Annotated in this window: 21 protein-coding genes and 1 tRNA gene; 15 read left to right on the top strand and 7 right to left on the bottom strand. The window is 64.9% G+C overall.

The features are described from left to right. Nucleotides 1–135 precede the first annotated feature (135 nt). Nucleotides 136–897: an arginyltransferase gene (locus tag JR064_RS12320; RefSeq protein WP_179570787.1), complete on the bottom strand. Its 762-nt coding sequence runs from the start codon at nt 895–897 to the stop codon at nt 136–138. 214 nt (nt 898–1,111) lie between these two features. On the opposite strand from JR064_RS12320, the gene JR064_RS12315 reads away from it, so the two are divergent. Then, complete coding sequence (locus JR064_RS12315) at nt 1,112–1,717, top strand: EF-hand domain-containing protein (RefSeq protein ID WP_179570788.1); 606 nt, start codon at nt 1,112–1,114, stop codon at nt 1,715–1,717. A gap of 453 nt (nt 1,718–2,170) precedes the next feature. Here the strand turns inward: JR064_RS12315 and JR064_RS12310 are convergent, their stop codons facing one another. The 3 genes from JR064_RS12310 to JR064_RS12300 all read right to left on the bottom strand — a co-directional run bounded on the left by JR064_RS12310 (nt 2,171) and on the right by JR064_RS12300 (nt 4,457). Further along, nucleotides 2,171–2,683 (bottom strand): putative signal transducing protein, encoded by a 513-nt coding sequence (locus tag JR064_RS12310; RefSeq protein WP_206229896.1) that lies wholly within the window; start codon nt 2,681–2,683, stop codon nt 2,171–2,173. A gap of 10 nt (nt 2,684–2,693) precedes the next feature. After that, nucleotides 2,694–3,605: an acyl-CoA thioesterase II gene (gene tesB, locus JR064_RS12305; protein ID WP_179570790.1), complete on the bottom strand. Its 912-nt coding sequence runs from the start codon at nt 3,603–3,605 to the stop codon at nt 2,694–2,696. Nucleotides 3,606–3,677: 72 nt separating this feature from the next. After that, complete coding sequence (locus JR064_RS12300) at nt 3,678–4,457, bottom strand: enoyl-CoA hydratase/isomerase family protein (RefSeq protein WP_206229895.1); 780 nt, start codon at nt 4,455–4,457, stop codon at nt 3,678–3,680. Between the two features lie 48 nt (nt 4,458–4,505). Between JR064_RS12300 and JR064_RS12295 the strand changes: the two genes are divergently transcribed. Continuing rightward, nucleotides 4,506–4,991: a copper chaperone PCu(A)C gene (locus JR064_RS12295; protein ID WP_191824925.1), complete on the top strand. Its 486-nt coding sequence runs from the start codon at nt 4,506–4,508 to the stop codon at nt 4,989–4,991. Between the two features lie 338 nt (nt 4,992–5,329). On the opposite strand, the gene JR064_RS12290 is transcribed toward JR064_RS12295, so the two are convergent. Beyond that, the gene (locus tag JR064_RS12290; protein ID WP_191824924.1) at nt 5,330–5,758 is read right to left on the bottom strand and encodes an acyl-CoA thioesterase; all 429 of its coding nucleotides are present in this window, start codon (nt 5,756–5,758) and stop codon (nt 5,330–5,332) included. Then, a complete protein-coding gene (gene uvrA / locus JR064_RS12285; protein ID WP_179570793.1) occupies nt 5,755–8,721 on the bottom strand; it encodes an excinuclease ABC subunit UvrA in 2,967 nt (988 codons plus the stop codon). Before uvrA ends, JR064_RS12290 begins: the two co-directional genes overlap by 4 nt. Before the next feature lie 294 nt (nt 8,722–9,015). Between uvrA and rplU the strand changes: the two genes are divergently transcribed. The 3 genes from rplU to cgtA all read left to right on the top strand — a co-directional run bounded on the left by rplU (nt 9,016) and on the right by cgtA (nt 10,918). Next, entirely contained in the window at nt 9,016–9,336 is a 321-nt protein-coding gene (gene rplU, locus JR064_RS12280) for a 50S ribosomal protein L21 (RefSeq protein WP_039005690.1), read from the top strand. Nucleotides 9,337–9,348: 12 nt separating this feature from the next. Next, nucleotides 9,349–9,624 carry a 50S ribosomal protein L27 gene (gene rpmA / locus JR064_RS12275; RefSeq protein ID WP_179570794.1) on the top strand — a complete coding sequence of 92 codons (276 nt, stop codon included), beginning with the start codon at nt 9,349–9,351 and terminating at the stop codon, nt 9,622–9,624. 223 nt (nt 9,625–9,847) lie between these two features. After that, complete coding sequence (gene cgtA, locus JR064_RS12270; RefSeq protein WP_191824922.1) at nt 9,848–10,918, top strand: Obg family GTPase CgtA; 1,071 nt, start codon at nt 9,848–9,850, stop codon at nt 10,916–10,918. Nucleotides 10,919–11,042: 124 nt separating this feature from the next. Here cgtA and rpsT read toward each other — a convergent pair whose 3' ends face one another. Continuing rightward, nucleotides 11,043–11,315 carry a 30S ribosomal protein S20 gene (gene rpsT, locus JR064_RS12265; protein ID WP_003469619.1) on the bottom strand — a complete coding sequence of 91 codons (273 nt, stop codon included), beginning with the start codon at nt 11,313–11,315 and terminating at the stop codon, nt 11,043–11,045. Nucleotides 11,316–11,431: 116 nt separating this feature from the next. Between rpsT and murJ the strand changes: the two genes are divergently transcribed. The 10 genes from murJ to JR064_RS12215 all read left to right on the top strand — a co-directional run bounded on the left by murJ (nt 11,432) and on the right by JR064_RS12215 (nt 24,917). Then, nucleotides 11,432–13,024 carry a murein biosynthesis integral membrane protein MurJ gene (gene murJ / locus JR064_RS12260; protein ID WP_206229911.1) on the top strand — a complete coding sequence of 531 codons (1,593 nt, stop codon included), beginning with the start codon at nt 11,432–11,434 and terminating at the stop codon, nt 13,022–13,024. A gap of 269 nt (nt 13,025–13,293) precedes the next feature. Further along, on the top strand, nt 13,294–14,292 hold the full coding sequence (locus JR064_RS12255; RefSeq protein WP_206229894.1) for a bifunctional riboflavin kinase/FAD synthetase: 999 nt from the start codon (nt 13,294–13,296) through the stop codon (nt 14,290–14,292). A gap of 6 nt (nt 14,293–14,298) precedes the next feature. Next, nucleotides 14,299–17,130 (top strand): isoleucine--tRNA ligase, encoded by a 2,832-nt coding sequence (ileS, locus tag JR064_RS12250; RefSeq protein WP_206229893.1) that lies wholly within the window; start codon nt 14,299–14,301, stop codon nt 17,128–17,130. A gap of 109 nt (nt 17,131–17,239) precedes the next feature. After that, entirely contained in the window at nt 17,240–17,743 is a 504-nt protein-coding gene (gene lspA, locus JR064_RS12245; RefSeq protein WP_179570798.1) for a signal peptidase II, read from the top strand. Nucleotides 17,744–17,750: 7 nt separating this feature from the next. Then, nucleotides 17,751–18,701: a 4-hydroxy-3-methylbut-2-enyl diphosphate reductase gene (ispH, locus tag JR064_RS12240; protein WP_206229892.1), complete on the top strand. Its 951-nt coding sequence runs from the start codon at nt 17,751–17,753 to the stop codon at nt 18,699–18,701. Between the two features lie 35 nt (nt 18,702–18,736). After that, nucleotides 18,737–18,812 (top strand) — tRNA-Thr (locus JR064_RS12235). A gap of 1,522 nt (nt 18,813–20,334) precedes the next feature. Next, nucleotides 20,335–21,525, top strand: coding sequence for a hypothetical protein (locus tag JR064_RS12230; RefSeq protein WP_206229891.1), 1,191 nt, complete (start codon nt 20,335–20,337; stop codon nt 21,523–21,525). Next, complete coding sequence (locus tag JR064_RS12225; RefSeq protein ID WP_206229890.1) at nt 21,522–22,778, top strand: HD domain-containing protein; 1,257 nt, start codon at nt 21,522–21,524, stop codon at nt 22,776–22,778. The genes JR064_RS12230 and JR064_RS12225 overlap by 4 nt, the downstream gene beginning before the upstream one ends. Further along, nucleotides 22,750–23,904, top strand: coding sequence for a DNA methyltransferase (locus JR064_RS12220; protein WP_206229889.1), 1,155 nt, complete (start codon nt 22,750–22,752; stop codon nt 23,902–23,904). The genes JR064_RS12225 and JR064_RS12220 overlap by 29 nt, the downstream gene beginning before the upstream one ends. Further along, on the top strand, nt 23,901–24,917 hold the full coding sequence (locus JR064_RS12215; protein ID WP_206229888.1) for a thiamine-phosphate kinase: 1,017 nt from the start codon (nt 23,901–23,903) through the stop codon (nt 24,915–24,917). The genes JR064_RS12220 and JR064_RS12215 overlap by 4 nt, the downstream gene beginning before the upstream one ends. Nucleotides 24,918–25,059: the final 142 nt, after the last annotated feature.

The raw sequence follows: 25,059 nt of genomic DNA, 5'->3' as shown, positions 1-25,059 counted from the left end.
CGCCACCGGCAGGCGGCGCGGGACGACGAGCGTCTCGCTCGCCGTCAGCTCTCACGGTCGCGCCGTGCATCGCTCATTGCCTCTCTCGCTCCCGTCGGTCGGTAAGCCGGAAGGCCGAATCGCGGTGCGGGCGCCCTAATCGCCGAGGCGGCCGGCGTAGTCGTCGAACGCGCGCCAGTTGCGCCCGTCGTAGGCCTGCAGCGGCCGGAAGCGGCGCTTGTAGTCCATCTTCTGGTGGCCGCGGATCCAGTAGCCCAGGTACAGATGGCTCAGGCCTTCGCGCCTGGCCCATGCGATCTGTTGCAGGATCGCCAGCGTGCCCAGCCCGCGCGCGGCGACGTCGGGATCGTAGAAGGTGTAGACCGCCGACAAGGCCTGCTCGGCGATGTCGGTGACCGCCACCCCCAGCAGCGGTCCGCGCTGTCCGTCCGCGGTCTTCTGGCGCATCTCCAGAAAGCGCCCGTGCGACCAGCGGCCGATCAGGAACTGGTCGAATTCGTGCGCGCCGTGCGCATCCATGCCGCCGCCCGGGTGGCGCATGCGCAGGTAGCGCTGGTACAGCGCCAACTGTTCCTCGTTGCGTTCGGCGGCGACGATGCGCGTGTCGATGTCGGCATTGCGCGCCAGGCAACGGCGCTGGCTGCGGTCGGGCACGAATTCCGCGACCGGGATGCGCACCGCCACGCAGGCGCGGCAGTGGTCGCAATGCGGCCGGTAGACCAGGTCGCCGGAACGGCGGAAGCCCCAGCTCAGCGCCAGCGGATACAGCGCGCCCAGGCGCGGGTCGTGCGGGTCCAGCACCAGATCGCGCGCTTGCCGCTCGGGCCAATAGCCGCACGCGTGCTGGCCGGTCTGGAACAGGCGCAGGTCGTCGCTGGCGTCGGTGTGGATGGCCATGCACCGAGCATAGCGCTTCGCGATCGCAGCGGCCGCGACTGTCCGCCGCATGAATGCGCCCCGGCCTGGGTCAACCGCGCCTGCAGCGGGGCGTTGATTGCAGTGAAGGCGCCGCTGCGCCGGCCCGCCTGGCGGTCCGTTCCTGCTGCGCTGGTGACTGCCGCACGCGCTTGCCGCGCCGGCAGGTGTCTTCCTTTCCCTCAGGGAGTTTTCCATGAAGTATCGCAACCCGCTGCTCGCCCTGGCCATGCTCGCCGTGCTGTCCGGCGGCGCCTATGCCGCCAACCCGCCGCCGTCGGATCCCGCCGCGCCGGCCGATGCCGGCGGCTTCGCCAGGCTGGACAAGAATGGCGACGGCGTCGTCGATCGCAGCGAGGCCGCGGCCAATCCGCGCCTGGCCGAGCACTTCGACGCCCTGGACAAGAACCACGACGGCAAGCTGACCCCCGACGAGTTCCCGCGCCATGGCCGTCACGGCGAGCGCGGCGGACGCGGCGAGCACGGCGCGATGTGGGCCAAGCTGGATACCAACAAGGACGGCCGCATCAGCCGCGACGAGGCCAAGGCCGATCCGAAGTTCGCCGCGCGCTTCGACAAGATGGACGCGAACAAGGACGGCTTCGTCGATCGCGCCGATTTCGAGCTGCGCGCCAAGCAGCATCGCGACGAATGGTTCGCCAAGGCCGACACCAACAAGGACGGCATGCTTAGCCGCGCCGAGTTCGACGCGGCGCAGTCGATGTGGATGCACAAGCCCGGCCAGAAGCCCGGGCAGAAGCCTGGCGCCAAGCCGATGCCGGCCGCATCCGACGCGAACTGACCGTTCCACCCCGCAACAGGCAACAAGCAACAAGGCGCCGATCGACGACCGCCCCTGCGCAGCGATGCGCAGGGGCGTTTTTATTTGTCTAAGCAACGCATCGGTTCAATCGCCATGCTCCTGTAGGAGCGGTTTCAACCGCGACAGGCCCATTGGCGAAGGCGCGAACTTCGGCGTCCTGTCGGGGCTGAAGCCCCTCCTACAATGCACCCAGTCAGCCGATCGCAGGCGATTTCAATCGCGGCAGGTCCATGGCGAAGTGGTGAACTTCGGCAGTCTGTCGGGGCTGAAGCCCCTCCTACAGTGCAGCCAGCCAGCAGTGCAGCCAATCAGTCGATCGCGAGCGGTTTCAACCGCCACAGGCGCGGTGACGAAATCGCCGGCTTCGGCGGAGGTCAGGCGTCAGCGGCCCCCAAACCCTGCAAGAAACAGGATGCCTCTGCCGCCGACGGCTCAGTTGCCGCGCTGCGCCGGCTGCACCCGCACGCGCACTTCGTCGCTGTCCTGCGCCGGTTGCGAGGCCGGTGCGGCGGCTGGCGCGACAGCCGGGGTGGGCGTGGCGGCCTGGTTGCCGCGATGGCGCAGCACCGTCACCAGCGCCACCGCGCCGATCGCCAGCAGCAGCGCGACCCGCAGCCGCCACGCCCAGCGCTTGCCGCTGTCCGGGACCGCCTGCGAGCGGAATTCGCTCAGGTACGGCAGCGTCTGCGCCGGGTCCTGGCGGGTGCTGTCGATCAGGCCGGACTCGCGCAGCAGGGCGCGCGCGCGCGGCTGGTCGTCGGCGTGCACCACCCACACCGTCGGCTGCACCTGCGTCGCCACCGGGTCGATGTAGCTGAACTGGCCGCTGCGCCGGCTGCGGTAGGAACGGCCGTTGCTCAGCCGCACCTCGATGCCTTGCTCGCGCAACAGCTTGGCCACGCCTTCGGCGGTTTCCACGCGTTGACTGCTGAAGATCTGCCGCATCGTCGTCGCCTCAGTCCTTGGCCGGAACCTGCGCCGCGGCGCCGGCCTCGGGCACCACGCGGATCAGGCCTTCCTGCGCGGTGCTGGCGACCAGCACCCCGTCGCGGGTGAAGAACTGGCCGCGCGCCAGGCCGCGCGAGCCCTGCGCGCTGGGGCTGTCCAGCGAGTACAGCAGCCAGTCGTCGGCGCGGAACGGGCGGTGGAACCACAGCGCGTGGTCGAGCGAGGCCATCTGCACGTTGGGCGTGTAGTAGCTGATGCCGTGCGGAAAGGTCGCGGTGCCGAGCAGGTGGAAATCCGAGGCGTAGGCCAGCAGCGCCTGGTGCAGTTCCGGCGCGTCGCCGACCGGCTCGCTCAGGCGCAGCCACATCTGCTGGAACGGCGGGCGCTTGGGCGGGTTCAGTTCGTCGCGCGGGTATACGTGGCGGAACTCGAACGGGCCGCCGCGCGAGAGCCAGCGCTGCACCTTGGTCGGCAGCGTCGCCAGCACGTCCGGACGCGCGGCCTGGGTCGGCTCGATGTCTTCCGGCTGCGGCACTTCCGGCATCTTCAGCTGGTGGGTGGCGCCGTCTTCGCGCTCCTGGAACGAGGCGGCGCAGAAGAAGATCACCTTGCCGTGCTGGACCGCGGTGACCCGGCGCACCGAGAAACTGCCGCCGTCGCGGGTGCGGTCCACGTCGTAGACGATGGGGTGGTCGATGTCGCCGGCGCGCAGGAAGTAGGCGTGCAGCGAATGCGCGCGGCGGCCGTTGTCCACCGTCGCCTGCGCCGCCGACAGCGCCTGCCCCAGCACCTGCCCGCCGAACACGTACTTGGTGCCGATGTCGCGGCTCTGGCCGCGGAACAGGTTGTCCTCCAGCCGTTCCAGCGACAGCAGTTCGATCAGTTCGGACACGACGGGAGCGGGCGGCTTGGCGGACAAGAGGCGGGGCCTGGGCGAGGAATGCCCACGATTATACCGGGCCGCCCGCGCCCGCCTGCGTGCCGGCGCGGCTCAGCGCTTGCCCAGCCTGGCCACCAGCGCGTGCAGCGCGGCCTGGGTGTCCGGCGCCTGCCAGCCGTCGACGAAGCGCTCGAGCTGGATGTGCTCGTCGGCCAGCGCGGCGCGCAGGTCGGCGCGGGCGATCGCGCGGGTCTGCAGCATCGGCTGCCGCGGCAGTTGCAGCAGCTCCTGCAGCCAGGCCACCGCACGTGCGACCACCAGTTCCGCATCGACCAGTTCGTCGACCAGGCCGATCTCCAGCGCCCGCTCGGCGCTGACCAGCTCGCCGCCGACCAGCAGCCGTTCGGCGCGGTGTGCGCCGACCACGCGCCGCAGCAGGCGCTGGATGCCTTCCGGCGCGATCAGGCCGACCTGGGTCTCGTTGAGCCCGATGCTGACCGGGTGCGCCGGCTCGGGACTGCGCGCCATCACCCGGTAGTCGCAGCACAGCGCCAGCACGCAGCCGCCGGCCGGCGCGTGGCCGGTCAGCGCCGCCACCACCGGGATCGCGCTGTCGGCCAGCGCGCGGGCGGCGCCGAAGAACTGCTGCCAGCTGTCGAGCAGCTTGGCGCGATCGTCGCCGTGCCCGAGCAGATGCGGCACGTCCATGCCGGCGGAGAAGATGCGCTCGCTGCCGGACAGCACCAGCGCGTGCACCGCGTCGGCTTGCGCCTGCGCGATCGCCGCGGCCAGGTCGGCGCACAGGGCGGTGTCGAGCGCGTTGACCGGCGCGCGCGCCAGGCGCAGTTGGCGGATGGGGCCGTGGTCGAGAACCTGGATCAGCGAGGTCATGCGAAAGCTTCCGAAGGCGGCGCGGTGCGGGACCGCTATCATAGGGCCATGAAGCTCAAACCATCCGCATGCGTACGGGGGCTGGCCATCGGGCTGGCGTGTTTGGCCGGGTTGGCGCCGGGGGCGGCCTTCGCGGCACCGGCGGCGGCCAAGGCCGATGGCTGCCTGCCGCAGTGGCAGGCGGGCTGGGCAAGGCTGCCGCCGAGCGCGGCGATGCCGATGGCCGCCGGTTTCGGTCGCCTGCACAACCCGTGCAAGCAGGCGCTGGCGGTGGTGTCGGCGCGCAGCCCGGCGTTCGCCGACGTGAGCCTGCACCAGACCACGCAGGTGGATGGGGTCAGCAAGATGCGCGAGATCGAGCGCCTGCCGCTGGCCGCCGGCGCCGATGCGGTGCTGCAGCCCGGCGGCCTGCACCTGATGCTGATGCAGCCGGCGCAGCCGCTGCGCGAGGGGGCGAGCCTGCCGATCACCTTCGTGCTGGAGGATGGGCGCGAAGTGCAGGGCGAGCTGAAGGTGAGTGCGGCCAAGCCGTAGCGGGGTGGCCGAGCGGTGGCGATTGCGATGGCGATGGCGATGGCGATCGCCACGATTGCCGCTGCACCCTTTGGGTTCGGCGCGTCGCGACTGAAGTCGCTCCCACAGCACCTCCGGCCAACACGATGGAGTCCTGTAGGAGCGGCTTCAGCCGCGACAGGCATTACCGGTAAAGCCCGTCGCGGCTGAAGCCGCTCCTACAAGGGCGGGGATTCGGGATTCGGAATTGGGGATTAGCAAAAGCGATCTTGCGCGGGTCTGCCAATCCCGAATCCCGGCTTTCCACAGCCGAACGGCTGGTCATCCCGAATCCCGAATCCCCAATCCCGGCTTTTCAATCAGCTGCACGCCGCGCGGATCTCGTCCGGCAGCGGCGCGCTCTTGCCGGTTTCGGTGTCGATCCACACCACCACCACGTTGCCGTCCGAATGCAGCACGCGCTCGTCGGTCTGGTCGACGATGCGGTGGCCGACGGTGATGCTGCTGCTGCCCATGCGCTCGACGAACAGCTCCACCACGATGTCGTTCGGCCACACGATCGGGCGCCGGTAGTTGACGTTGGTCGCGGCCACCACCGGGGCGATGCGGTTGCGCATCGAGAAGCCTTCCACGTTCAGCAGCCAACGCACGCGCGCTTCTTCCAGATAGGAGATGTACTTGGCGTTGTTGACGTGGCCCATGCTGTCCATGTCGCGCCAGCGCACGCTGATCGGCACGCGCGCCAGCGGCTTGTGCGAGGGGGAGGAATCGGTGGGGGATGCGCTCATCGTGCGGCCTTCTTGGTCGTGGTCTTTTTAGCCGCCTTCTTGGCGGCGGCCTTCTCGGCCTTGCTCTTGCGCGGCGGCAGCGCGTCGGGCTTGTTGGCCATCGCCGCCGGCTTGGTCGGCTTGGCCACGGTGCCGGCGGGCAGCAGCTTGGCCAGGAACTGGCCGGTGTAGGAATCCGGATGCGCGGCGATGTCCTCCGGGGTGCCGGTGGCGAGGATGGTGCCGCCGCGATGGCCGCCTTCCGGGCCCAGGTCCACCACCCAGTCCGCGGTCTTGATCACGTCCAGGTTGTGCTCGATCACGACCACGGTGTTGCCTTCGTCGCGCAGCTTGTGCAGCACGCCCAGCAGCGCTTCGATGTCGTGGAAGTGCAGGCCGGTGGTCGGCTCGTCGAGGATGTACAGGGTGCGGCCGGTATCGCGGCGCGACAGTTCCTTGGACAGCTTCACCCGCTGCGCCTCGCCGCCGGACAGGGTGGTCGCGCTCTGCCCGAGCTTGATGTAGCTCAGGCCGACATCGACCAGCGTCTCCAGCTTGCGCGCGATGGTCGGCACCGGCTCGAACAGCCGCAGCGCGTCCTCCACGGTCATCTGCAGCACGTCGTTGATGTTGAAGCCCTTGTACAGGATCTCCAGCGTCTCGCGGTTGTAGCGCTTGCCGTGGCACACGTCGCAGGGCACGTACACGTCGGGCAGGAAATGCATCTCGACCTTGATCAGGCCGTCGCCCTGGCAGGCCTCGCAGCGGCCGCCGCGCACGTTGAAGCTGAAACGGCCCGGCGAATAGCCGCGCGCACGCGATTCGGGCACCTGCGCGAACAGCTCGCGCAGCGGCGTGAACAGGCCGGTGTAGGTGGCCGGGTTGGAGCGCGGGGTGCGCCCGATCGGCGACTGGTCAATGTCCACCACCTTGTCGAACAGGTCCAGGTGTTCGATCTCGCGGTACGGCGCCACCGTATGCGAGGCGCCGTTGATCTCGTTGGCGGCCAGGGTGAACAAGGTGTCGTTGATCAGCGTCGACTTGCCCGAGCCGGACACGCCGGTGACGCAGGTCAGCAGCCCGGCCGGGATGTCCAGGTCCACGTTCTTGAGGTTGTTGCCGGTGGCCCCGCGCAGGTGCAGGGTCATCTTCGGATTGGCCTTGTGCCGCTTGGCCGGGATCTCGATGCGGCGCTTGCCGGACAGGTACTGGCCGGTCAGCGAGCGCGGCGCCTTCAGCAGGTCCGCCACCGTGCCCTGGCCGACGATCTCGCCGCCGTGCACGCCGGCGCCGGGGCCGATGTCCAGCACATAGTCGGCCAGGCGGATCGCGTCCTCGTCGTGTTCGACCACGATCACCGTGTTGCCCAGGTCGCGCAGCCGCGTCAGCGTGCCGAGCAGGCGCTCGTTGTCGCGCTGGTGCAGGCCGATCGATGGCTCGTCGAGCACGTACATCACCCCGACCAGGCCGGCGCCGATCTGGCTGGCCAGGCGGATGCGCTGCGCCTCGCCGCCGGACAGGGTGTCGGCCTTGCGTTCCAGGGTCAGGTAATCCAGGCCGACGTCGACCAGGAAGCCGAGCCGCTCGGCGATCTCCTTGACGATCTTGCTGGCGATCTCGCCGCGCCAGCCGGGCAGGTCGAGCTGGCGGAAGAAGGTCAGCGCGTCGTCGATCGGCAGCACCACCAGGTCCGGCAGCGGACGGTCGGCGACGAACACGTTGCGCGCGGCCTTGTTCAGGCGCGCGCCCTTGCAGTCCGGGCACGGCCGCTGGCTGATGTACTTGGCCAGTTCCTCGCGCACCGCCGGCGATTCGGTCTCGCGGTAGCGGCGTTCCAGGTTGGGGATGATGCCTTCGAAGCGGTGCTTGCGCTGGGTGCGGCCGCCGGCATCGGTGAAGTAGGTGAAGGTGATGGTCTCGTCGCCGCTGCCGTACAGCACCGCCTGGCGCACGCTCGCCGGCAGCGACTGCCATGGCGCGTCCACGTCGAACTTGTAGTGCTTGGCCAGCGAGGCGATCAGCTGGAAGTAGTAGGCGTTGCGCCGGTCCCAGCCGCGCACCGCGCCGGCCGACAGCGACAGCTCCGGATGCACCACCACGCGCTCGGGATCGAAGAACTCGGCCACGCCCAGGCCGTCGCAGCTCGGGCACGCGCCCATCGGCGCGTTGAACGAGAACAGCCGCGGCTCCAGCTCCGGCAGCGAGTAGTCGCAGACCGGGCAGCTGTACTTGGAGGAAAACAGGTGCGGCGCGGCGGCGGTGTCGTCCAGCGACTGCACCGACACCATGCCGTCGGCCAGCTTCAGCGCGGTCTCGAAGCTCTCGGCCAGGCGCTGCTTGATGTCCTCGCGCGGGCGGAAGCGGTCGATCACCGCCTCGATGGTGTGCTTCTGGCGCAGCGCCAGCGCCGGCACCGCGTCGATCTCGTACAGCTCGCCGTCCACGCGCACGCGCACGAAGCCCTGCGCGCGCAGCTGCTCGAACACCTGCGCGTGCTCGCCCTTGCGGTCGCGGATCACCGGCGCCAGCAGCATGTAGCGCTGCTCCGGGTCCAGGCTCAGGATGTGGTCCACCATCTGGCTGACCGTCTGCGCCTCCAGCGGATAGCCGTGGTCGGGGCAGCGCGGCTGGCCCACGCGCGCGTACAGCAGGCGCAGGTAGTCGTAGATCTCGGTGATGGTGCCGACCGTGGAGCGCGGGTTGTGCGAGGTCGACTTCTGCTCGATCGCGATCGCCGGCGACAGGCCTTCGATGTGGTCGATGTCGGGCTTTTCCATCACGCTGAGGAACTGCCGCGCGTACGCCGACAGCGACTCCACGTAGCGGCGCTGGCCTTCGGCGTAGATGGTGTCGAACGCCAGCGACGACTTGCCCGAGCCGGACAGGCCGGTGATCACGATCAGCTTGTCGCGCGGCAGGTCGAGGTCGAGGTTCTTGAGGTTGTGCGTCCGCGCGCCGCGGATGCGGATGAAATCCATCGCCATGAGGGGTCCGTGTTGTGCCGGCCGGGCGACAGCCCGGGGCCAGCGTGGGGGCGGAGAGGGGACGGCAATCGATCAGCGTACCCAGCTTGTCAGGTGGGGGCAATTGCCGGATTTGCCAGGATTCGGGGCGGGCCGCGGCTGGCCGGTTCAGCCAATCGCGACGGGGCGCCGGGGCCGCATCCGCGCCGGGTTGGGGACTTGACCCTAACCCGCTGAAGCCATTACAATTCCGCTCCTGTCTGCCCGAAGAGGCACGGCAGGGGCGACCACAATAACTACAGAGGAAGTCTGGTCATGTACGCAGTACTGGTAACCGGCGGTAAGCAATACCGCGTCGCGCAGGGCGAAACGCTCCGCGTGGAAAAGCTCGAAGTCGAAGCCGGCAACGAGATCAAGTTCGACAACATCCTGATGCTGGGCGACAGCGACGGCATCAAGCTCGGTGACGCGCTGAACGGCGCCACCGTCACCGCGAAGGTCGTGGCCCATGGCCGCGCCGACAAGGTGCGCATCATCAAGTTCCGCCGCCGCAAGCACCACATGAAGCGTCAGGGACATCGTCAGCATTACACCGAAATCGAGATCACCGGCATTGCCGGTGGCGACAAGAAGTAAGGAGCAGCAGTCATGGCACACAAAAAAGGCGTAGGTTCCTCGCGCAACGGCCGCGACTCCAACCCGAAATACCTGGGCGTGAAGATGTTCGGCGGCCAGGCGATCGAGGCGGGCAACATCATCGTGCGTCAGCGCGGCACCCAGTTCCACCCGGGTTCGGGCGTCGGCCTGGGTCGCGACCACACCTTGTTCGCGCTGGTCGACGGCAAGGTCGAGTTCTCGGTGAAGGGCGCCAAGAAGCGTCGCACCGTGAGCGTGGTCGCCGAAGCGGCGACTGCCGAGGCGTAAGCGTTTCGCCTCCAGGGCCTGCGCCACGGCGCGGGCTTGCTGACGAAAGCCCCGCTTCGGCGGGGTTTTTCGTTGGAGGGCCGGGATATTGGGATTGGGGATTGGGGATTCGCGAAAGCGGATCCCGCCGAGTCCCTGATTCGTTGCCTCCGTTCTTTGCCGGGGCCGCTAAACTGCGGCATCCGGTGGTTTTTCCAATCCCGAATCGCGAATCCCAAATCCCATGAAGTTGGTAGACGAAGCAGAAATCCAGGTCAGTGCCGGCAATGGCGGCAACGGCTGCATCGGCTTCCGCCGCGAGAAGTTCATCCCGCTGGGCGGGCCGGACGGCGGCGATGGCGGCAACGGCGGCAGCGTGTGGCTGGTCGCCGACGAGAACCTCAATACCCTGGTCGATTTCCGCCACCAGCGCGCGTTCCGTGCGCAGCGCGGCGAGAACGGCATGGGCCGGCAGATGTACGGCAAGGCCGGCGAAGACCTGGTCATCACCGTGCCGGTCGGCACCGTGGTGATCAACGTCGATACCGACGAGACCATCGGCGACCTGGTCGCGCACGGCGACAAGCTGCTGGTCGCGCAGGGCGGCAAGGGCGGCCTGGGCAACATGCATTTCAAGAGCTCGGTGACGCGCGCGCCGCGCAAGGCGACGCCGGGCGAGGAGGGCGAGGAGCGCGTGCTGAAGCTGGAGCTGAAGCTGCTCGCCGACGTCGGCCTGCTCGGCTTCCCCAATGCCGGCAAGAGCACCTTCATCCGCGCGGTGTCCGCGGCCACGCCGAAGGTCGCCGACTATCCGTTCACCACGCTGTATCCGAACCTGGGCGTGGTCAGCGTCGAGGCCTACCGCAGCTTCGTGATCGCCGACATCCCGGGCCTGATCGAGGGCGCGGCCGATGGCGCCGGCCTGGGCGCGCAGTTCCTGCGCCATCTGCAGCGCACGCGTCTGCTGCTGCACCTGGTGGATCTGGCGCCGATGGAAGGCGGCGTGGATGGCGTCTCGCCGACCGAGCAGGTGCGCGCGATCGAGCGCGAGCTGGAAAAGCACGACCCGGAGCTGCTGGCCAAGCCGCGCTGGCTGGTGCTGAACAAGGCCGACCTGCTGTTCGAGGACGAGGCGCGCACGCTGGCCGAGCAGGTCGTTGCCGAACTCGGCTGGACCCAGCCGTGGTACCTGGTGTCGGCGCTGGGCCGCGACGGCACCTGGCCGATCATGAAGGACGTGATGGCGTTCTTCGACCGCCAGCGCGAGGATGCGCTGGAAGCGGCCGCGAATGCTCCTGCCGCCGATGCGCTCTGAGCGCGGCGGCCGGTCCGGCGCACGGTTGTCGCCAACGGATCGCACGCACACGAAAAACCCGGCCGAGGCCGGGCTTTTTCGTAGTGCCGGAAGCGCTGGCGCCTCCGGCAACGACCGCAGCCGGTTAGGCGGCGGTCTTGATCGCCTTGATGCGGGCGGTCAGGCGGCTCTTGTGGCGCGCAGCCTTGTTCTTGTGGATCAGACCGCGCGAGCTGAAACGGTCGAGGATCGGCTGGGCAACGGCGAAAGCGGCTTCGGCGCCGGCGGCGTCGTTGGCGTCCAGGGCCTTGATGACCTTCTTGACGGCGGTGCGCAGCATCGAACGCTGAGCCGTGTTGCGCGCGTTGCGCACGACGGTCTGCTTGGCGCGCTTCTTGGCGGACTTGATATTGGCCACGGTGGTGGTTTCCTGGAAAGCTGTGTGGTGGATAAAAACAAGCGGGAGAGTATGAAGGTTCTAAACAACTGCGTCAAGCCAATTGTCAAGAGGGTCGCTGCATGAGCGCGCCGCGCATGTCCCGCGGGCTGCTTTCGTTCAGCAGCATGACCATGGTCTCGCGCGTGCTGGGGCTGGTACGCGATCAGGCTATCACCATTTCGTTCGGCGCCAACGCGACCACCGACGCTTTCTGGGTCGCGTTCCGCATTCCGAACTTCCTGCGCCGGCTGTTCGCGGAAGGCTCGTTCGCCACCGCCTTCGTGCCGGTGTTCACCGAGGTCAAGGAAACCCGGCCGCATGCCGACCTGCGCGCGCTGATGTCGCGGGTGTCCGGCACCCTGGGCGGGATTCTGCTGCTGGTCACCGCGCTGGGGCTGATCTTCACCCCGCAGGTGGCGCTGCTGTTCAATCCCGGCTCCAGCGACGACCCGGCCAAGTTCGGCCTGATCGTGGACCTGCTGCGGCTGACCTTCCCGTTCCTGCTGTTCGTGTCGCTGACCGCGCTGGCCGGCGGTGCGCTGAACAGTTTCAACCGCTTCGGCTTGCCGGCGCTGACGCCGGTGATCCTCAACCTGTGCATGATCGCCGGCGCGCTGTGGCTGGCGCCGAAGCTGGAGGTGCCGATCCTGGCGATGGGCTGGGCGGTACTGGTCGCCGGCGCGCTGCAGCTGCTGTTCCAGTTGCCGGCGCTGCGCGGCATCGACCTGCTGACCCTGCCGCGCTGGGGCTGGAGCCATCCGGACGTGCGCCGGGTGCTGACGCTGATGGTGCCGACCCTGTTCGGCTCCTCGATCGCGCAGATCAACCTGCTGCTGGACACGGTGATCGCCTCGTTCCTGTTCGCCGGCTCGCAGAGCTGGCTGTCGCAGGCCGACCGCTTCCTGGAACTGCCGCTGGGCGTGTTCGGCGTGGCGCTGGGCACGGTGATCCTGCCGGCGCTGTCGCGGCACCACGTCAAGACCGACCACGCCGGCTTCTCCAATGCGCTGGACTGGGGCCTGCGCACCACGCTGCTGATCGCGGTGCCGGCGATGCTGGGGCTGATGCTGTTGAGCCAGCCGCTGGTGGCCACGCTGTTCCAGTACGGCAAGTTCACCGCGTTCGACACGCGCATGGCGGCGATGTCGGTGTTCGGGCTGAGTTTCGGCCTGCCCGCGTTCGCGCTGCTGAAGGTGCTGCTGCCGGCGTTCTACTCGCGTCAGGACACGCGCACCCCGGTGCGTGCCGGCGTAGTGGCGCTGATCGCGAACATGGTGCTGAACCTGCTGTTCCTGGCGATCCTGTACCAGCTGTGGGTGCCGGCCGAGCTGCGTGCGCAGGGCGTGCGCGCGGCGCTGGCGGCGGTGCCGGGCCTGCACCTGGCGCTGGGCCTGGCCAGCGCGGTGGCCAGCTACATCAACCTGTCGCTGCTGTGGCGCTGGCTGCGCCGTGCCGAGGTGTACCGGCCGCGGCCGGGCTGGGCGGGCTACCTGCTGCGGCTGGGCGTGGCCTGCGCGGCGATGGCCGCGGTGCTGGGGCTGGGCCTGCATTGGCTGCCGGGGTTCACCACGATGGACAAGTGGCACCGGATCGGCAGCCTGCTGGCGCTGGTCGGCGGCGGCGGGGCGGTGTACCTGCTGGCGTTGCTGGCGCTGGGCTTCCGGCCGCGGGATCTGCGCGAGCATTGAGGGCCGGGAGATTGGGATTGGGGATTGGGAATTCGCAAGTGCGGCATTTGCGCTTTCTGTAGGAGGGGTTTCAACCCCGATGCTCTGCCGGTAAGGCGTCGGGGCTGAAGCCCCGCCTACAGAAAAGCGGCGCCCGCCTCGGTCCGATGGCCTGGCGGCGATTCCACTGGCAGCGGGCCTGCCGTCCCGGGTCTTGCCACTCCCCGCTATACTCGACGGTTACGCATCATCGGCCGGCGCATTCCAGCGCCGGCGCTTCGGACCGAGGAATGAGCAGGCTGTTTAGAGACGTCGAGGGCGGGACTTTGTTCCCGCAGGGAAGCGTGGTCTGCATCGGCGCCTTCGATGGCCTGCATCTGGGCCACCGCGCGCTGGTGCGCCATGCGCTGGCGCGTGCCCGCGCGCTGGACGTGCCGGCGGTGGCGTTGAGCTTCGAGCCGCTGCCGCGCGAGTTCTTCGCGCCGGCCGCGCCGCCGCCGCGGCTGACCCTGCCGCGGGCCAAGGTCGAAGGCCTGCAGCAGCTCGGCGTGGACAGCGTGGGCCTGCTGCGCTTCGATCTGCGCCTGTCGTCGATGAGCGCGCAGGACTTCGTGCAGCGCACCCTGGTCGATCGGTTGCAGGCGCGCGAAGTGTGGATCGGCCCGGCGTTCCGTTTCGGCCACAAGCGCGGCGGCGACATCGCGCTGCTGCGCGAGATGGGCGCGCACCTGGGCTTTTCCGCCGGCGAGATCGAGCCGGTGCACCTGCGCGAGGAACGCATTTCCAGCACCCGGATCCGCGAACTGCTGGTGGCCGGCGAATTCGCCCATGCCGCCGAACTGCTCGGCCGCCCGTACGCGATCGACGGCCGCGTGGTGCGCGGCAAGCAGCTCGGGCGCACCCTCGGCTATCCCACCGCCAACCTGCGGTTTCCGCGCACGCCGGCGCTCTCGGGCATCTACGCGACCTGGGTGCACGGGGTGACCGAGCAGCCGTGGCCGTCGGTGTCCAGCTTCGGCACGCGGCCGACGGTGCAGGGCGTGGAGCCGTTGCTGGAAGCGCACCTGTTCGATTTCCACGGCGACCTGTACGGACGCCACATCGCCGTGGAATTCGTCGCCAAGCTGCGCGACGAAGAGACGTTCTCCGATCTGCCGGCGCTGACCGAACAGATGCACCGCGACGCCGCGCTGGCCCGGCGCCTGCTCGCGTCGGCGCAGCGCCCCGCGCTGCCGCCCGCACAAGCCCGCGCCTCCGCGCGCGGACTCTCCACTGAAGACAACCGGTAAATCCCCGTGACCCAGGACTACAAAGCCACCCTCAACCTGCCGGCGACGGACTTTCCGATGCGCGGCGATCTGCCCAAGCGCGAGCCGGACACGCTGGCCCGCTGGGAGAGCGAGGGGCTGTACGCGCAGCTGCGCGACAACGCCCAGGGCCGGCCGCTGTTCGTGCTGCACGACGGCCCGCCGTACGCCAACGGCGCGATCCACCTCGGCCATGCGGTCAACAAGATCCTCAAGGACATCATCGTCAAGTCCAAGTACCTGGCCGGCTTCGATGCGCCGTACATCCCGGGCTGGGATTGCCACGGCCTGCCGATCGAGATCGCGATCGAGAAGAAGTACGGCAAGGTCGGGGTCAAGCTGGATGCGGCGCAGTTCCGGCAGAAGTGCCGCGAGTACGCCAACGAGCAGATCGACATCCAGCGCCGCGATTTCAAGCGCCTGGGCGTGATCGGCGACTGGGACAACCCGTACCGCACGCTGGACTTCCATTTCGAAGCCAACGAGATGCGCGCGCTGGCCCGGATCGTCGACAACGGCCACCTGACCCGCGGCGTGAAGCCGGTGCACTGGTGCTTCGATTGCGGCTCGGCGCTGGCCGAGGCGGAGATCGAATACGCCGACAAGCAGTCGCCGACCGTGGACGTGGCCTACACCGCGCGCGACGGCGCGGCGCTGGCGGCCGCGTTCGGCGTCGCGCTGCCGGAGGATGTCGAAGTCGCGGTGCCGATCTGGACCACCACGCCGTGGACGCTGCCGGCCTCGCTGGCGGTGTCGCTGGGGCCGGATCTGAGCTATGCCCTGGTCGAAGGCCCGGCGCACGATGGCCGCCGCCGCTGGCTGGTGCTGGCCGATGCGCTGGCCGAGCGCGCGCTGCAGCGCTACGGCGTGACCGAGGTGGTGGTGCACGGCCGCGTCGCCGGCGCGGCGCTGGAGCACCAGTTGCTGGCGCATCCGTTCTACGACGAGCGCGACATCCCGCTGATCCTGGGCGACCACGTCTCCGACGAGGACGGCACCGGCGCGGTGCACACCGCGCCCGGGCACGGCCAGGAAGACTATGTGGCGGCCAAGCAGTACGGTCTGATCGAGCGCTATACCGCCGCGCAGATCAACCCGATCGACGGCCGCGGCGTGTACCTGCCGTCGACTCCGCCGGCCGACGGCGTGGCGCTGGCCGGGCTGCACATCTGGAAGGCCAACGACACCATCGCCGAGGTGCTGGCCGCGCGCGGCGCGCTGCTGGCGCACGCGAGCATGGTCCACAGCTACCCGCACTGCTGGCGGCACAAGACCCCGATCGCGTTCCGCGCCACCCCGCAGTGGTTCATCTCGATGGAGCAGGCCAACCTGCGCGCCGACGCGCTGAAGGCGATCGAGGGCGTGCACTGGTATCCGTCCTGGGGCCAGGCGCGCATCGCCGGCATGGTCGCCGGGCGCCCGGACTGGACCATCTCCCGGCAGCGCACCTGGGGCGTGCCGATCGCGCTGTTCGTGCACCGCGAGACCGGCGAGCCGCATCCGCGCAGCACCGAACTGATGCGCCAGGTCGCCGACCGCGTCGAGGAGAGCGGGGTGGACGTGTGGTACACGCTCGACGCCGCCGAACTGCTCGGCGACGAAGCCGCCGACTACGACAAGATCACCGACATCCTCGACGTGTGGTTCGATTCGGGCGTGACCCACGAGGCGGTGCTGGCCGAGCGCGGCATTCCCAAGCCGGCCGACCTGTACCTGGAAGGGTCGGACCAGCATCGCGGCTGGTTCCAGTCCTCGCTGCTGACCGGCGTGGCGCTGGACCAGGCGGCGCCGTACCGGCAGTGCCTGACCCACGGCTTCACCGTGGACGAGCACGGCCGCAAGATGTCCAAGTCGCTGGGCAACGGCATCGAGCCGCAGGACATCATGAAGACGCTGGGCGCGGACATCCTGCGTCTGTGGATCGCCTCCAGCGACTACAGCAACGAGATGTCGCTGTCGCAGGAGATCCTCAAGCGCAACTCCGACGCCTACCGGCGCCTGCGCAACACCGCGCGCTTCCTGCTCGGCAACCTGCACGGCTTCAATCCGGCCGCGCACCTGCGCACCCTGCCGGAGCTGGTGGCGCTGGACCGCTGGATCGTGCATCGCGCCTACGAGGTGCAGGAGCAGATCAAGGCCGCCTACGCGCGCTACGACTTCGCCGCGATCGTGCAGGCGCTGCTGAACTTCTGCAGCGTGGACCTGGGTTCGCTGTACCTGGACGTGACCAAGGACCGGCTGTACACCATGCCGGAGGACTCGCACGGCCGGCGTTCGGCGCAGAGCGCGATGTTCCATGTCGCCGAAGCGTTCGTGCGCTGGATCGCGCCGATCATGAGCTTCACCGCCGACGAACTGTGGGGCTACCTGCCCGGCGCGCATGTCGGCAACGTGCTGTTCGCGACCTGGTACGAAGGTCTGGCGCCGCTGCCGGAAGATGCGCCGCTGAGCGCGGCCGATTTCGAGCAGCTGCTGGCGCTGCGCGAGCAGGTGGCCAAGGTGCTGGAGCCGATGCGCGGCAACGGCGTGATCGGCGCGGCGCTGGAGGCGGAGATCACCGTCGCCGCCGACGCGGCCACGGCCGCCAAGCTGCAGCCGCTGCAGGAGGAACTGCGCTTCCTGTTCATCAGCGGCGACGTGGTGGTGCGCGAGGCCAGCACCGACGAGATCTTCGTCAGCGCCCAGGCCACCAGCAAGCAGAAGTGCGTGCGCTGCTGGCACCACCGCGCCGACGTGGGCGTGGATCCGGCGCACCCGGAACTGTGCGGCCGCTGTGTCGGCAACGTCGAAGGACCGGGCGAGGAGCGCCACTGGTTCTGATCCGCCCCTGCGCGATGGGGACCGCGGCGGCGACGCGTTCGGCGTCGCCGCCGGCGTCCCCGCGTAGATTTCCGTTGCATCCATCCTTCGCCCGAGGCGGACCCCGCGCATGACCGTACGACCCAACCCCTCCGCCCTGATCTGGCTGCTGCTGTCCGCGCTGGTGATCGGCCTGGACCAGTGGAGCAAGGCCTGGGTGCTGTCCAGCCTGCCCGAGTTCACCGCGGTGCCGGTGATCGACGGCTTCTGGAATTGGTACCGGACCTACAACACCGGCGCCGCGTTCAGTTTCCTGAGCCAGGCCGGCGGCTGGCAGCTGTGGTTCTTCACCGCGCTGGCGGTGGGCATCAGCGGCCTGCTGGCCTGGTGGCTGGCGCGCACCCCGCGCGGCGACTGGCGCAGCGCAATGCCTTACGCCCTGGTCATCGGCGGCGCGATCGGCAACGTGATCGACCGGCTGATGCACGGCCACGTGGTCGATTTCATCCAGTGGTACGTGGGCGACCACTACTGGCCTTCGTTCAACATCGCCGACTCGGCGATCGTCGCCGGCGCCGTGGGCATCGCCCTGTTCGGCGTGTTCGACGGCAAGTCGAAGCGAAAAGCGGGATAATTGGCGCATGGACGTCCTGCTCGCCAATCCCCGTGGTTTCTGCGCCGGCGTCGACCGTGCGATCGAGATCGTCAAACGCGCCATCGAGACCCTGGGCGCGCCGATCTACGTGCGCCACGAGGTGGTGCACAACCGCTTCGTGGTCGACGACCTGAAGCAGCGCGGCGCGATCTTCGTCGAGGAACTGGACGAGGTGCCCGACGGCAACACGGTCATCTTCAGCGCCCATGGCGTGTCCCAGGCGGTGCGCCAGGAGGCCGAGCGGCGCGGGCTGAAGGTGTTCGACGCGACCTGCCCGCTGGTCACCAAGGTCCATTTCGAGGTGGCCCGGCACTGCCGCGCCGGCCGCGACGTGGTGCTGATCGGCCACGCCGGCCACCCCGAGGTGGAGGGCACGATGGGCCAGTGGAACCGCGAACGCGGCGCCGGGCGCATCTACCTGGTCGAGGACATCGAACAGGTCGCCACGCTGCACATCCAGCAGCCGGAGAACCTGGCCTACACCACCCAGACCACGCTGTCGGTGGACGACACCCGCGGCATCATCGACGCGCTGCGCGCGCGCTACCCGGCGATGCAGGGGCCGAAGAACGACGACATCTGCTACGCCACCCAGAACCGCCAGGACGCGGTGCGCGACCTGGCCAGGCAGTGCGACCTGGTGCTGGTGGTCGGCTCGCCGAACAGCTCCAATTCCAACCGGCTCAGCGAGCTGGCGCGGCGCGACGGGGTGGAGTCCTACCTGATCGACGGCGCCGACGAGATCGACCCGGCCTGGGTCGCCGGCAAGCGCCGCATCGGCCTGACCGCCGGCGCCTCGGCGCCGCAGGTGCTGGTGGACGGGGTCATCGCGCGGCTGCGCGAGCTGGGCGCCGACGGCGTCGGCGAACTGGCCGGCGAACCGGAGTCGATGGTGTTCGCCCTGCCCAAGGAACTGCGCCTGCGCCTGGTCAATTGACCAGCGGCCGGCACCCCCCTAGAATTGGCGGTTCAGCCGGAATAGCTCAGTTGGTAGAGCGGCGCATTCGTAATGCGTAGGTCGTAGGTTCGATTCCTATTTCCGGCACCAGATGCAGCGAAGAACCCCGGCCTTGGTCGGGGTTTTTTGTTAGGCAATGTCTTTGGACCCCACTGATGGCCAAGGACTAGAAGTGAATTGGTCGCTGGAGCCGCGCTTCTTGCTGCTAGCTGCGATGGTCCGTCTCCGCGCGGAAGGCATAGGTTGGTTCTAATCGCCTGGCTTCACAACAACTTAGGTAAATGCTCACTAGCTCTAAGCCGAGCTTAGCCCGGGTCTAACGTAGAGATGATAGTGGCGAAATAGCGGGCAGTAATGCATCTCTAGTCCTAGCCTTGCGTGACTACCGCAGCGCTCTTTAGGCCGAGCTGTTTACACGAAATTTTGCGTGTACCAATCCGGGCTCAAAGGTGGTATTCAAGAAGTTCACGCGGCCTATTGGTGATCATGAGGCGGATTCTGCAGAAAATTAGACGCTAAGAAATCGCAGATTCAGGCCCGCTTGTAGGACTGGCCTTATCGGCTATATGGTGCTTATCGGGAGGGATGGTCGACACATCTTATTGATATAAAAGGATGTGCGTGCAGGTGCTCGCTCACGCGCCAGCCCCCTAATCGACTCAGGTAGGGACGATTCGCATCACGGGATCTAAGTCTCAGGGCGGACTCGGAACGCTAGCCCGTGCGCGCCGAAGCGAACTAGGGTATAGATGCACTGAGTACAAGCGCTAGCTGAACTGGGCTTGGGTGGCTGAGAGGAGACAGCTTGAGCGGTAGAGAGGTAAATTGACCTCGCTATCCGGAGTGATGTAAGCGCTAGCACGACCCAGCTTGTTACAAGGAACGCGAGGTGCCTAGAATGCTAATTGGATGGTTGCCGTTCTGTGGCATCAGTTACAGCGAAAATCTCTATCGCCCGGGGGGGGCTTAGTGGTTGTGGAAATGGACCCGACGACAACGAGCGTAGCAGACGGGTGCTTCTTGTGCGCGCCGCCTGAGGATCTTGTGTTTGCGAGAAAGGGGGCTGCTTATGCCCTATGCGGACTCGGCCCGATTGTTCCCTACTATACGATTATAGCTGCGCACGGGCATGTCCCGTCTTGGGCTGACGATCATTTAGATGGCGGCAATTCACTGTTCCCGCTTCTATTGGAAATACGTGCGATGTTCCGACGGATGGGGATGGAGGTCGCCGTCGGAGAACATGGGCGAGTTCCGCTTTGCGTCGAGACTTTGGTTGCGGATAGGCACTGCTATCATGCGCATCTTCTCGTATTTCCAAATGTTCCTGAGCAGAGTCCTGAATTGTTATCTAACTTTGGGGTCACTACAAAACATTCCGCATGGAGTGATTCTCTAAGAGCCGCCGGTCCTGACGAGTACTTTCTTTTCTCTCAGAATGAGTACTCGTGGGATATTTGCTCGGGACCAAGTGGGGCTCCGCGTCAGCTCCTAAGAAGAATGGTAGCTAGTTCGATTAAAAGGCCAGAGCTTGCGTCTTGGAGGGAATATCCAAATCGCCAAGACGCTCTTAGGTACGCTGAAGAGCTACGGCAAGAATGGGAAATGCGCCATGAGTGAGGGCAGTGCCAGGCATGCATTAGATTTGCTATCCAGCCGATTCTCCGAGTCGAGCGTTGCCGGAAAAGTTGGGCGAGGATGGGGGCAATTCATTGATGGAGATAGAGAGCATACGCAGATAGGGCCCTATGGAACATCTGCGGGCATCATCGTTAGTGCGCTCGCAAATGGTCAGGTGGGCCTTCCCGTGGACAATCAGGCCGTCAAAGAGCTGGAAAATGAATGGAATTTATACAGGCAAGGCGAGAGTGAGCAGCTGAAGCTTTTCTCTCAGAACGTGCGCTTGGCGTTGGTCCTCATGGCAATTCGAATGGCTGGTGCACAATTTGGGAGATTTGCGGATGATATCCGACGCGACCTGATCGCCCGTCAGCTGCCTAACGGATCCTGGGGCGAGTGGTGGGTTAGTGGTGGTGAGCACGACGAGATTGGCAAGACACTTGCTTCGTCCATGGTCGTGCTGGGTCTCTCATTGAGGGCGCCAGGCTCGAGTGGAGTGTGTGATGTTTCGGTGAGGTGGGCTAGTAATCAGTCGCCGCTGCCAATGTCTGGCGCGGGGAAATCAAAACTGGATGCAGTTATACACACATTGGCTGTAGTGGTGAATCGCCAAAATGATATGGGTGAGTTCTACCGCATCCTGAAATCTGCGGCGTGGCGGGATCTCATGCAGGAGGGGGATTACCTAGCTGTTCACTTCTATGACTACAAGTGGCGCGTGAAGAAGCGCCTTCTTCACGGTCGCGAGTATGTGATTGCTCCTGTGAATCTGCTGGCTGGTATTGCGTCCCTTCAGTGTAAGCAAAAGACATTGGCCTCTCTGGTGGGTCTCGATCTGGCAAACGCGGTAGCGAAGTCAATGGTGTCGCGAAATGGTCTTTATATTGTTGGCGAGGGCGCCCGGGCGTCTTCACTAAATCAGGCTTGGGCTTCGATTCTCATTGCGGGTAGCTCGCTCCAATTCAGCTCGCAAAAAGGACTGCGCGTAATCCTGATTCTTTTCAAGAAGCGTAAAAACAAGTTTTTTGATAAGTGGTTCCCTGCAATTTCTGTCTGCCTTGGGACATTCCTCTCCGCGTTTGCACCAGATGTTCCCATCGCGAAGGGTGGAGCTGCGGTGCTTCTTATTATTCTCGGGTGGATAACATCTAACTCAATCAGCTTGGTCTGGCGAAGGTCATGAGGGTCTTTGATCCTCTTTATGGTGCATTCGACGTACCGAAGTACATCGAGGCCCTCGCGCTCGCCCCTGAAGTTAGGCGGCTAGGCAGTGTTCGACTTCTCAATACAACTGCGCCAACAACCGCGACGCTAGGTGATCTTCGCCGCTTTTCACATACGATGGGCGTATTGCACATCTGTGCGACTGCGCGGTTGGCAGGCTTTGACGAGGAAGAGCGAAGGGCTCTTCTTGCGTGTGTTCTGGTCCATGATGTGGGAACCCCGCCCTTTGGTCACCTTTTCGAGACTCTGCTCGCAGAAGAGATTGGGTGGAATCATGAGAGAGTCGCTAGCGACGTGCTCCTCGGACAGAGTGTTTCCTCCAATGCGGCTCACGCAGTGTTCGCGAATAGAGGTGTCGGATTCTTAAAGATTCTTGCGCGAAATGGTATAGATCAAGGTTTGGTGCTAGATATCCTTTCTAAGCGCCATCCATTGTCTGTTCTTTTATTCGGAACCCTTGATTTCGACAATCTCGATAACGTTGCCAGAATGGCGTGGGCTCTTGGATTTACATTCGATAAGGGATTTTCTTCGCGGCTCGCATCCCAACTGGATGTTACGAGGACTGGGTGCTTGGTGCTATCAAGAGAGTGGTCGGTCGACGTTTTAGAATGGCTCGCAGTGCGAAGGCGTGTCTACGAAGTGCTGTTTTTTGATGCGATGACGGTCGCGTCTCAGGCTCTGCTGTCTAGAGCTGTGGGTCAGGTGATGAGCTCGTCCGAAGTCTCAGAGGACGACTGGTCGCTGACCGATGAACAGCTGTTAGCGAAGATGGCGGCAAGCAAATTCGTTGACAAGCGCTTGCTTGATTCTTTCTTTGGTCAGCTTCCTGTACTCGCTTATTGCATTCATGTGCAGTCAGGGACGGTTCTCGATGTATTGAGTAGACGTGAGATATATGGCCATGTTTGTAAGTCCCTGTCTTCTGATATAAAGTCTGATATATTGCCGTTTTTTCAGAAAGATAAGAGGACATTTGGCAGGAGAATGGTGTTTAATACGCATGATTCACTAAGTAGTTGGAGTATTGGTGAAGATTCAAGTGGGATTGTAGTTTATGCATTCCTTCTTTCTGGAAGCCTGCAGAAAGGTGCGCGAATTAATGCGGTAAGACGATTTCTGAACGAGTTGGAGATCGACGAAAGCCAGGTGTTGCGAGTTTCTATTGAGCGCGAGATTCTTGATGAAAGCCAGAGTAGCTTCAGTTTCTAGATTGCGGGACATAAATTGGGATTTTGTGGGGGCTCGCAGCGAGTCCGAGTTTTCGGCGCTCCACTGGCACCCCTGTAGGTTCGTCTCTCAGATACCAGCGGGCTTGATTAGCTTGTTGTCTGATGATGGCGATGTGGTGCTTGATCCTTTTCTGGGCTCGGGGACGACATTGGTTGAGGCCCAGCGCCTGAAGAGGCGGGGGGTCGGCGTCGAGATTAATCCAGTCGCGGCGATGATCGCTTCGGCAAAGACTATTCCGAAGCGGCAGCCTCTAATTAAAAGAACACTTCAGGAGTTGGCTGATTTAGCGCGTGTCCAGCTAGAAGGGGATTTGTTGCGGCCGCGCAAGAGTATGCCATTGATTTATCCCGCCACAGTGCAGATGGAAAAGTGGTACATGCCTGAAGTTGGGCGGCAGCTGAGTGCGCTTTGGGCTCTGTTGAGTGGCTTGCGCGGCGATTCCAGTAAGCTTGGATGTTTGGCTTTCTCTTCGATTCTTATTAGAGTCTGTCGGGAGACTAGGCATTGGGGTTACATATGCGACAACACTATGCCCTTGTCCAGCCGGCGGGCTGACGTCTTGGCTGAGTTTCATCGTTCTCTTTCGATGATCGAGCGAGCATATGCCGCTAGAGAGCTTTATATCAGGCCGGGCGAGCGTTTACGGCCGGCTCAAGTAATAAATGGTGATGCGCTCGTCGAGTTGGCACGTTTGAAAGGATCGGTGAATCTTGTTGTAACGTCTCCGCCGTACTTCGGAGTCAGCGACTACGCTAAGGCGCAGAGACTTACAGCCGAATGGATGGGTGCAGATGTGGAGAATGTGCGCCTCAAGGAGATTGGGGCGCGGAGCAAGAGGCATCGTAAAGATGCTTATGAGAGTTACATGGATGAACTTGTTGGCGTAATGGATGCTTGTCGCGAGAAGTTGGTGTACGGTGGTTTCTGCTGCTTGGTGGTTGGTGAATCACGCTCTAGGCGTGGATATATTGCACAGTTGCATGATGCCATGGAAGGGATAGGTTTCCATGTTGTGCATCTCGTTGAGCGCGTGGTTTCCGAGCAGAGAAGGCAGAATCCGAGTATTCTTTCTGAGCAGATTGCTGTGTATCGGAAGGTTAGATGATCACACTTCGAGATATTGGCGAGCGGGAAATTATTCGGAGGTTTCTTTCTCCGCTCGTGGCTGGGTTGGGTGATGACTGCGCTCAAGTGCGTGTCGATGCAGGCATCGCTGTGCTGACGACGGATCCAGTGCCAGTTCCCGCTGCTTATGTGATTGGTGGCGACGACGACAAGTATTGGGTTGGGTGGCTTCTCGTTGTTATAAATGCGTCTGATCTTGCGGCATCCGGCTGTGATCCAATTGGCTTCCTCGCTGCTCTAGAGTGTCCTTCAGCCTGGGATGTCCATGCATTTGGACGTTTAGTTGAGGGTATTAGGGATGCGTGTAGGGCTCATAAAATTCGATACTTGGGTGGTAATCTCAAGGAGGCCGAGATCCTCTCGGCGACTGGGACTGCCCTTGGCTTGTGTGTTGATCGACTGCCGTTAACTCGGCGGGGAGCTACTAGTGGAGACTTGATCGTACTGATAGGAAAGCCTCCAGCGTTTTGGAGAGATGCGCTAGCGGTTCGCGCAGGAGATCAGGCAGATCGCACTGGTCCGTTGTTTCGACCAACTGCACAGAATGAGGTTATGGCTGCTCTTAGTCGGCAAGGCTTGGTTAAGGCGTCTATCGATAACTCTGATGGCTTGTTGCCAAGTCTGGAGCAACTTGCACTCGCAAGCTCGGTATCCATAACGCTTGATTTGATCCAGATGCGTGCGGGAATGACTGCGGGGCCGGCTGACTTGGATCCCGTGAGACTGATGTTGGGTTGGGGAGATTGGAACGTTGTTTGCGCGATTGACTCGATGAATTTTGAACAGGTCAGGCTCGTTGCACTAAGTCAGAATAGCAATTGTATTGCTATTGGTCGTGCCGACTCTGGCGACCAGGTATTTTGGGGGAGGGGCGATCACAAGACTGTCGTGCCGAGGCTTGAGTCCGAGCGTTTTGCGAAAGACTCTTGGTTTTCAGAAGGCATCGACGGGTATGTCTCGAGACTAATGACAATACCCATACCGGATGCATAGGAGGTTGGCGACCTCCTTCGTAGGCGAAGTCTTCAAAGAACTTGAGACTTCTCACAAGTCCATCGCATGCTCCTGTCGTTAGCTTGTCTTGGTGGCACCGACCGATGCACAGGATGGCCTCGGTGCTGATTGCACAGACCAT

The sequence above is a fragment of the Xanthomonas bonasiae genome (assembly GCF_017163705.1).
Classification (GTDB): domain Bacteria; phylum Pseudomonadota; class Gammaproteobacteria; order Xanthomonadales; family Xanthomonadaceae; genus Xanthomonas_A; species Xanthomonas_A bonasiae.
Note: the sequence above shows the minus strand (reverse complement) of the source record. Positions and strands in the feature narration are given on the sequence as shown.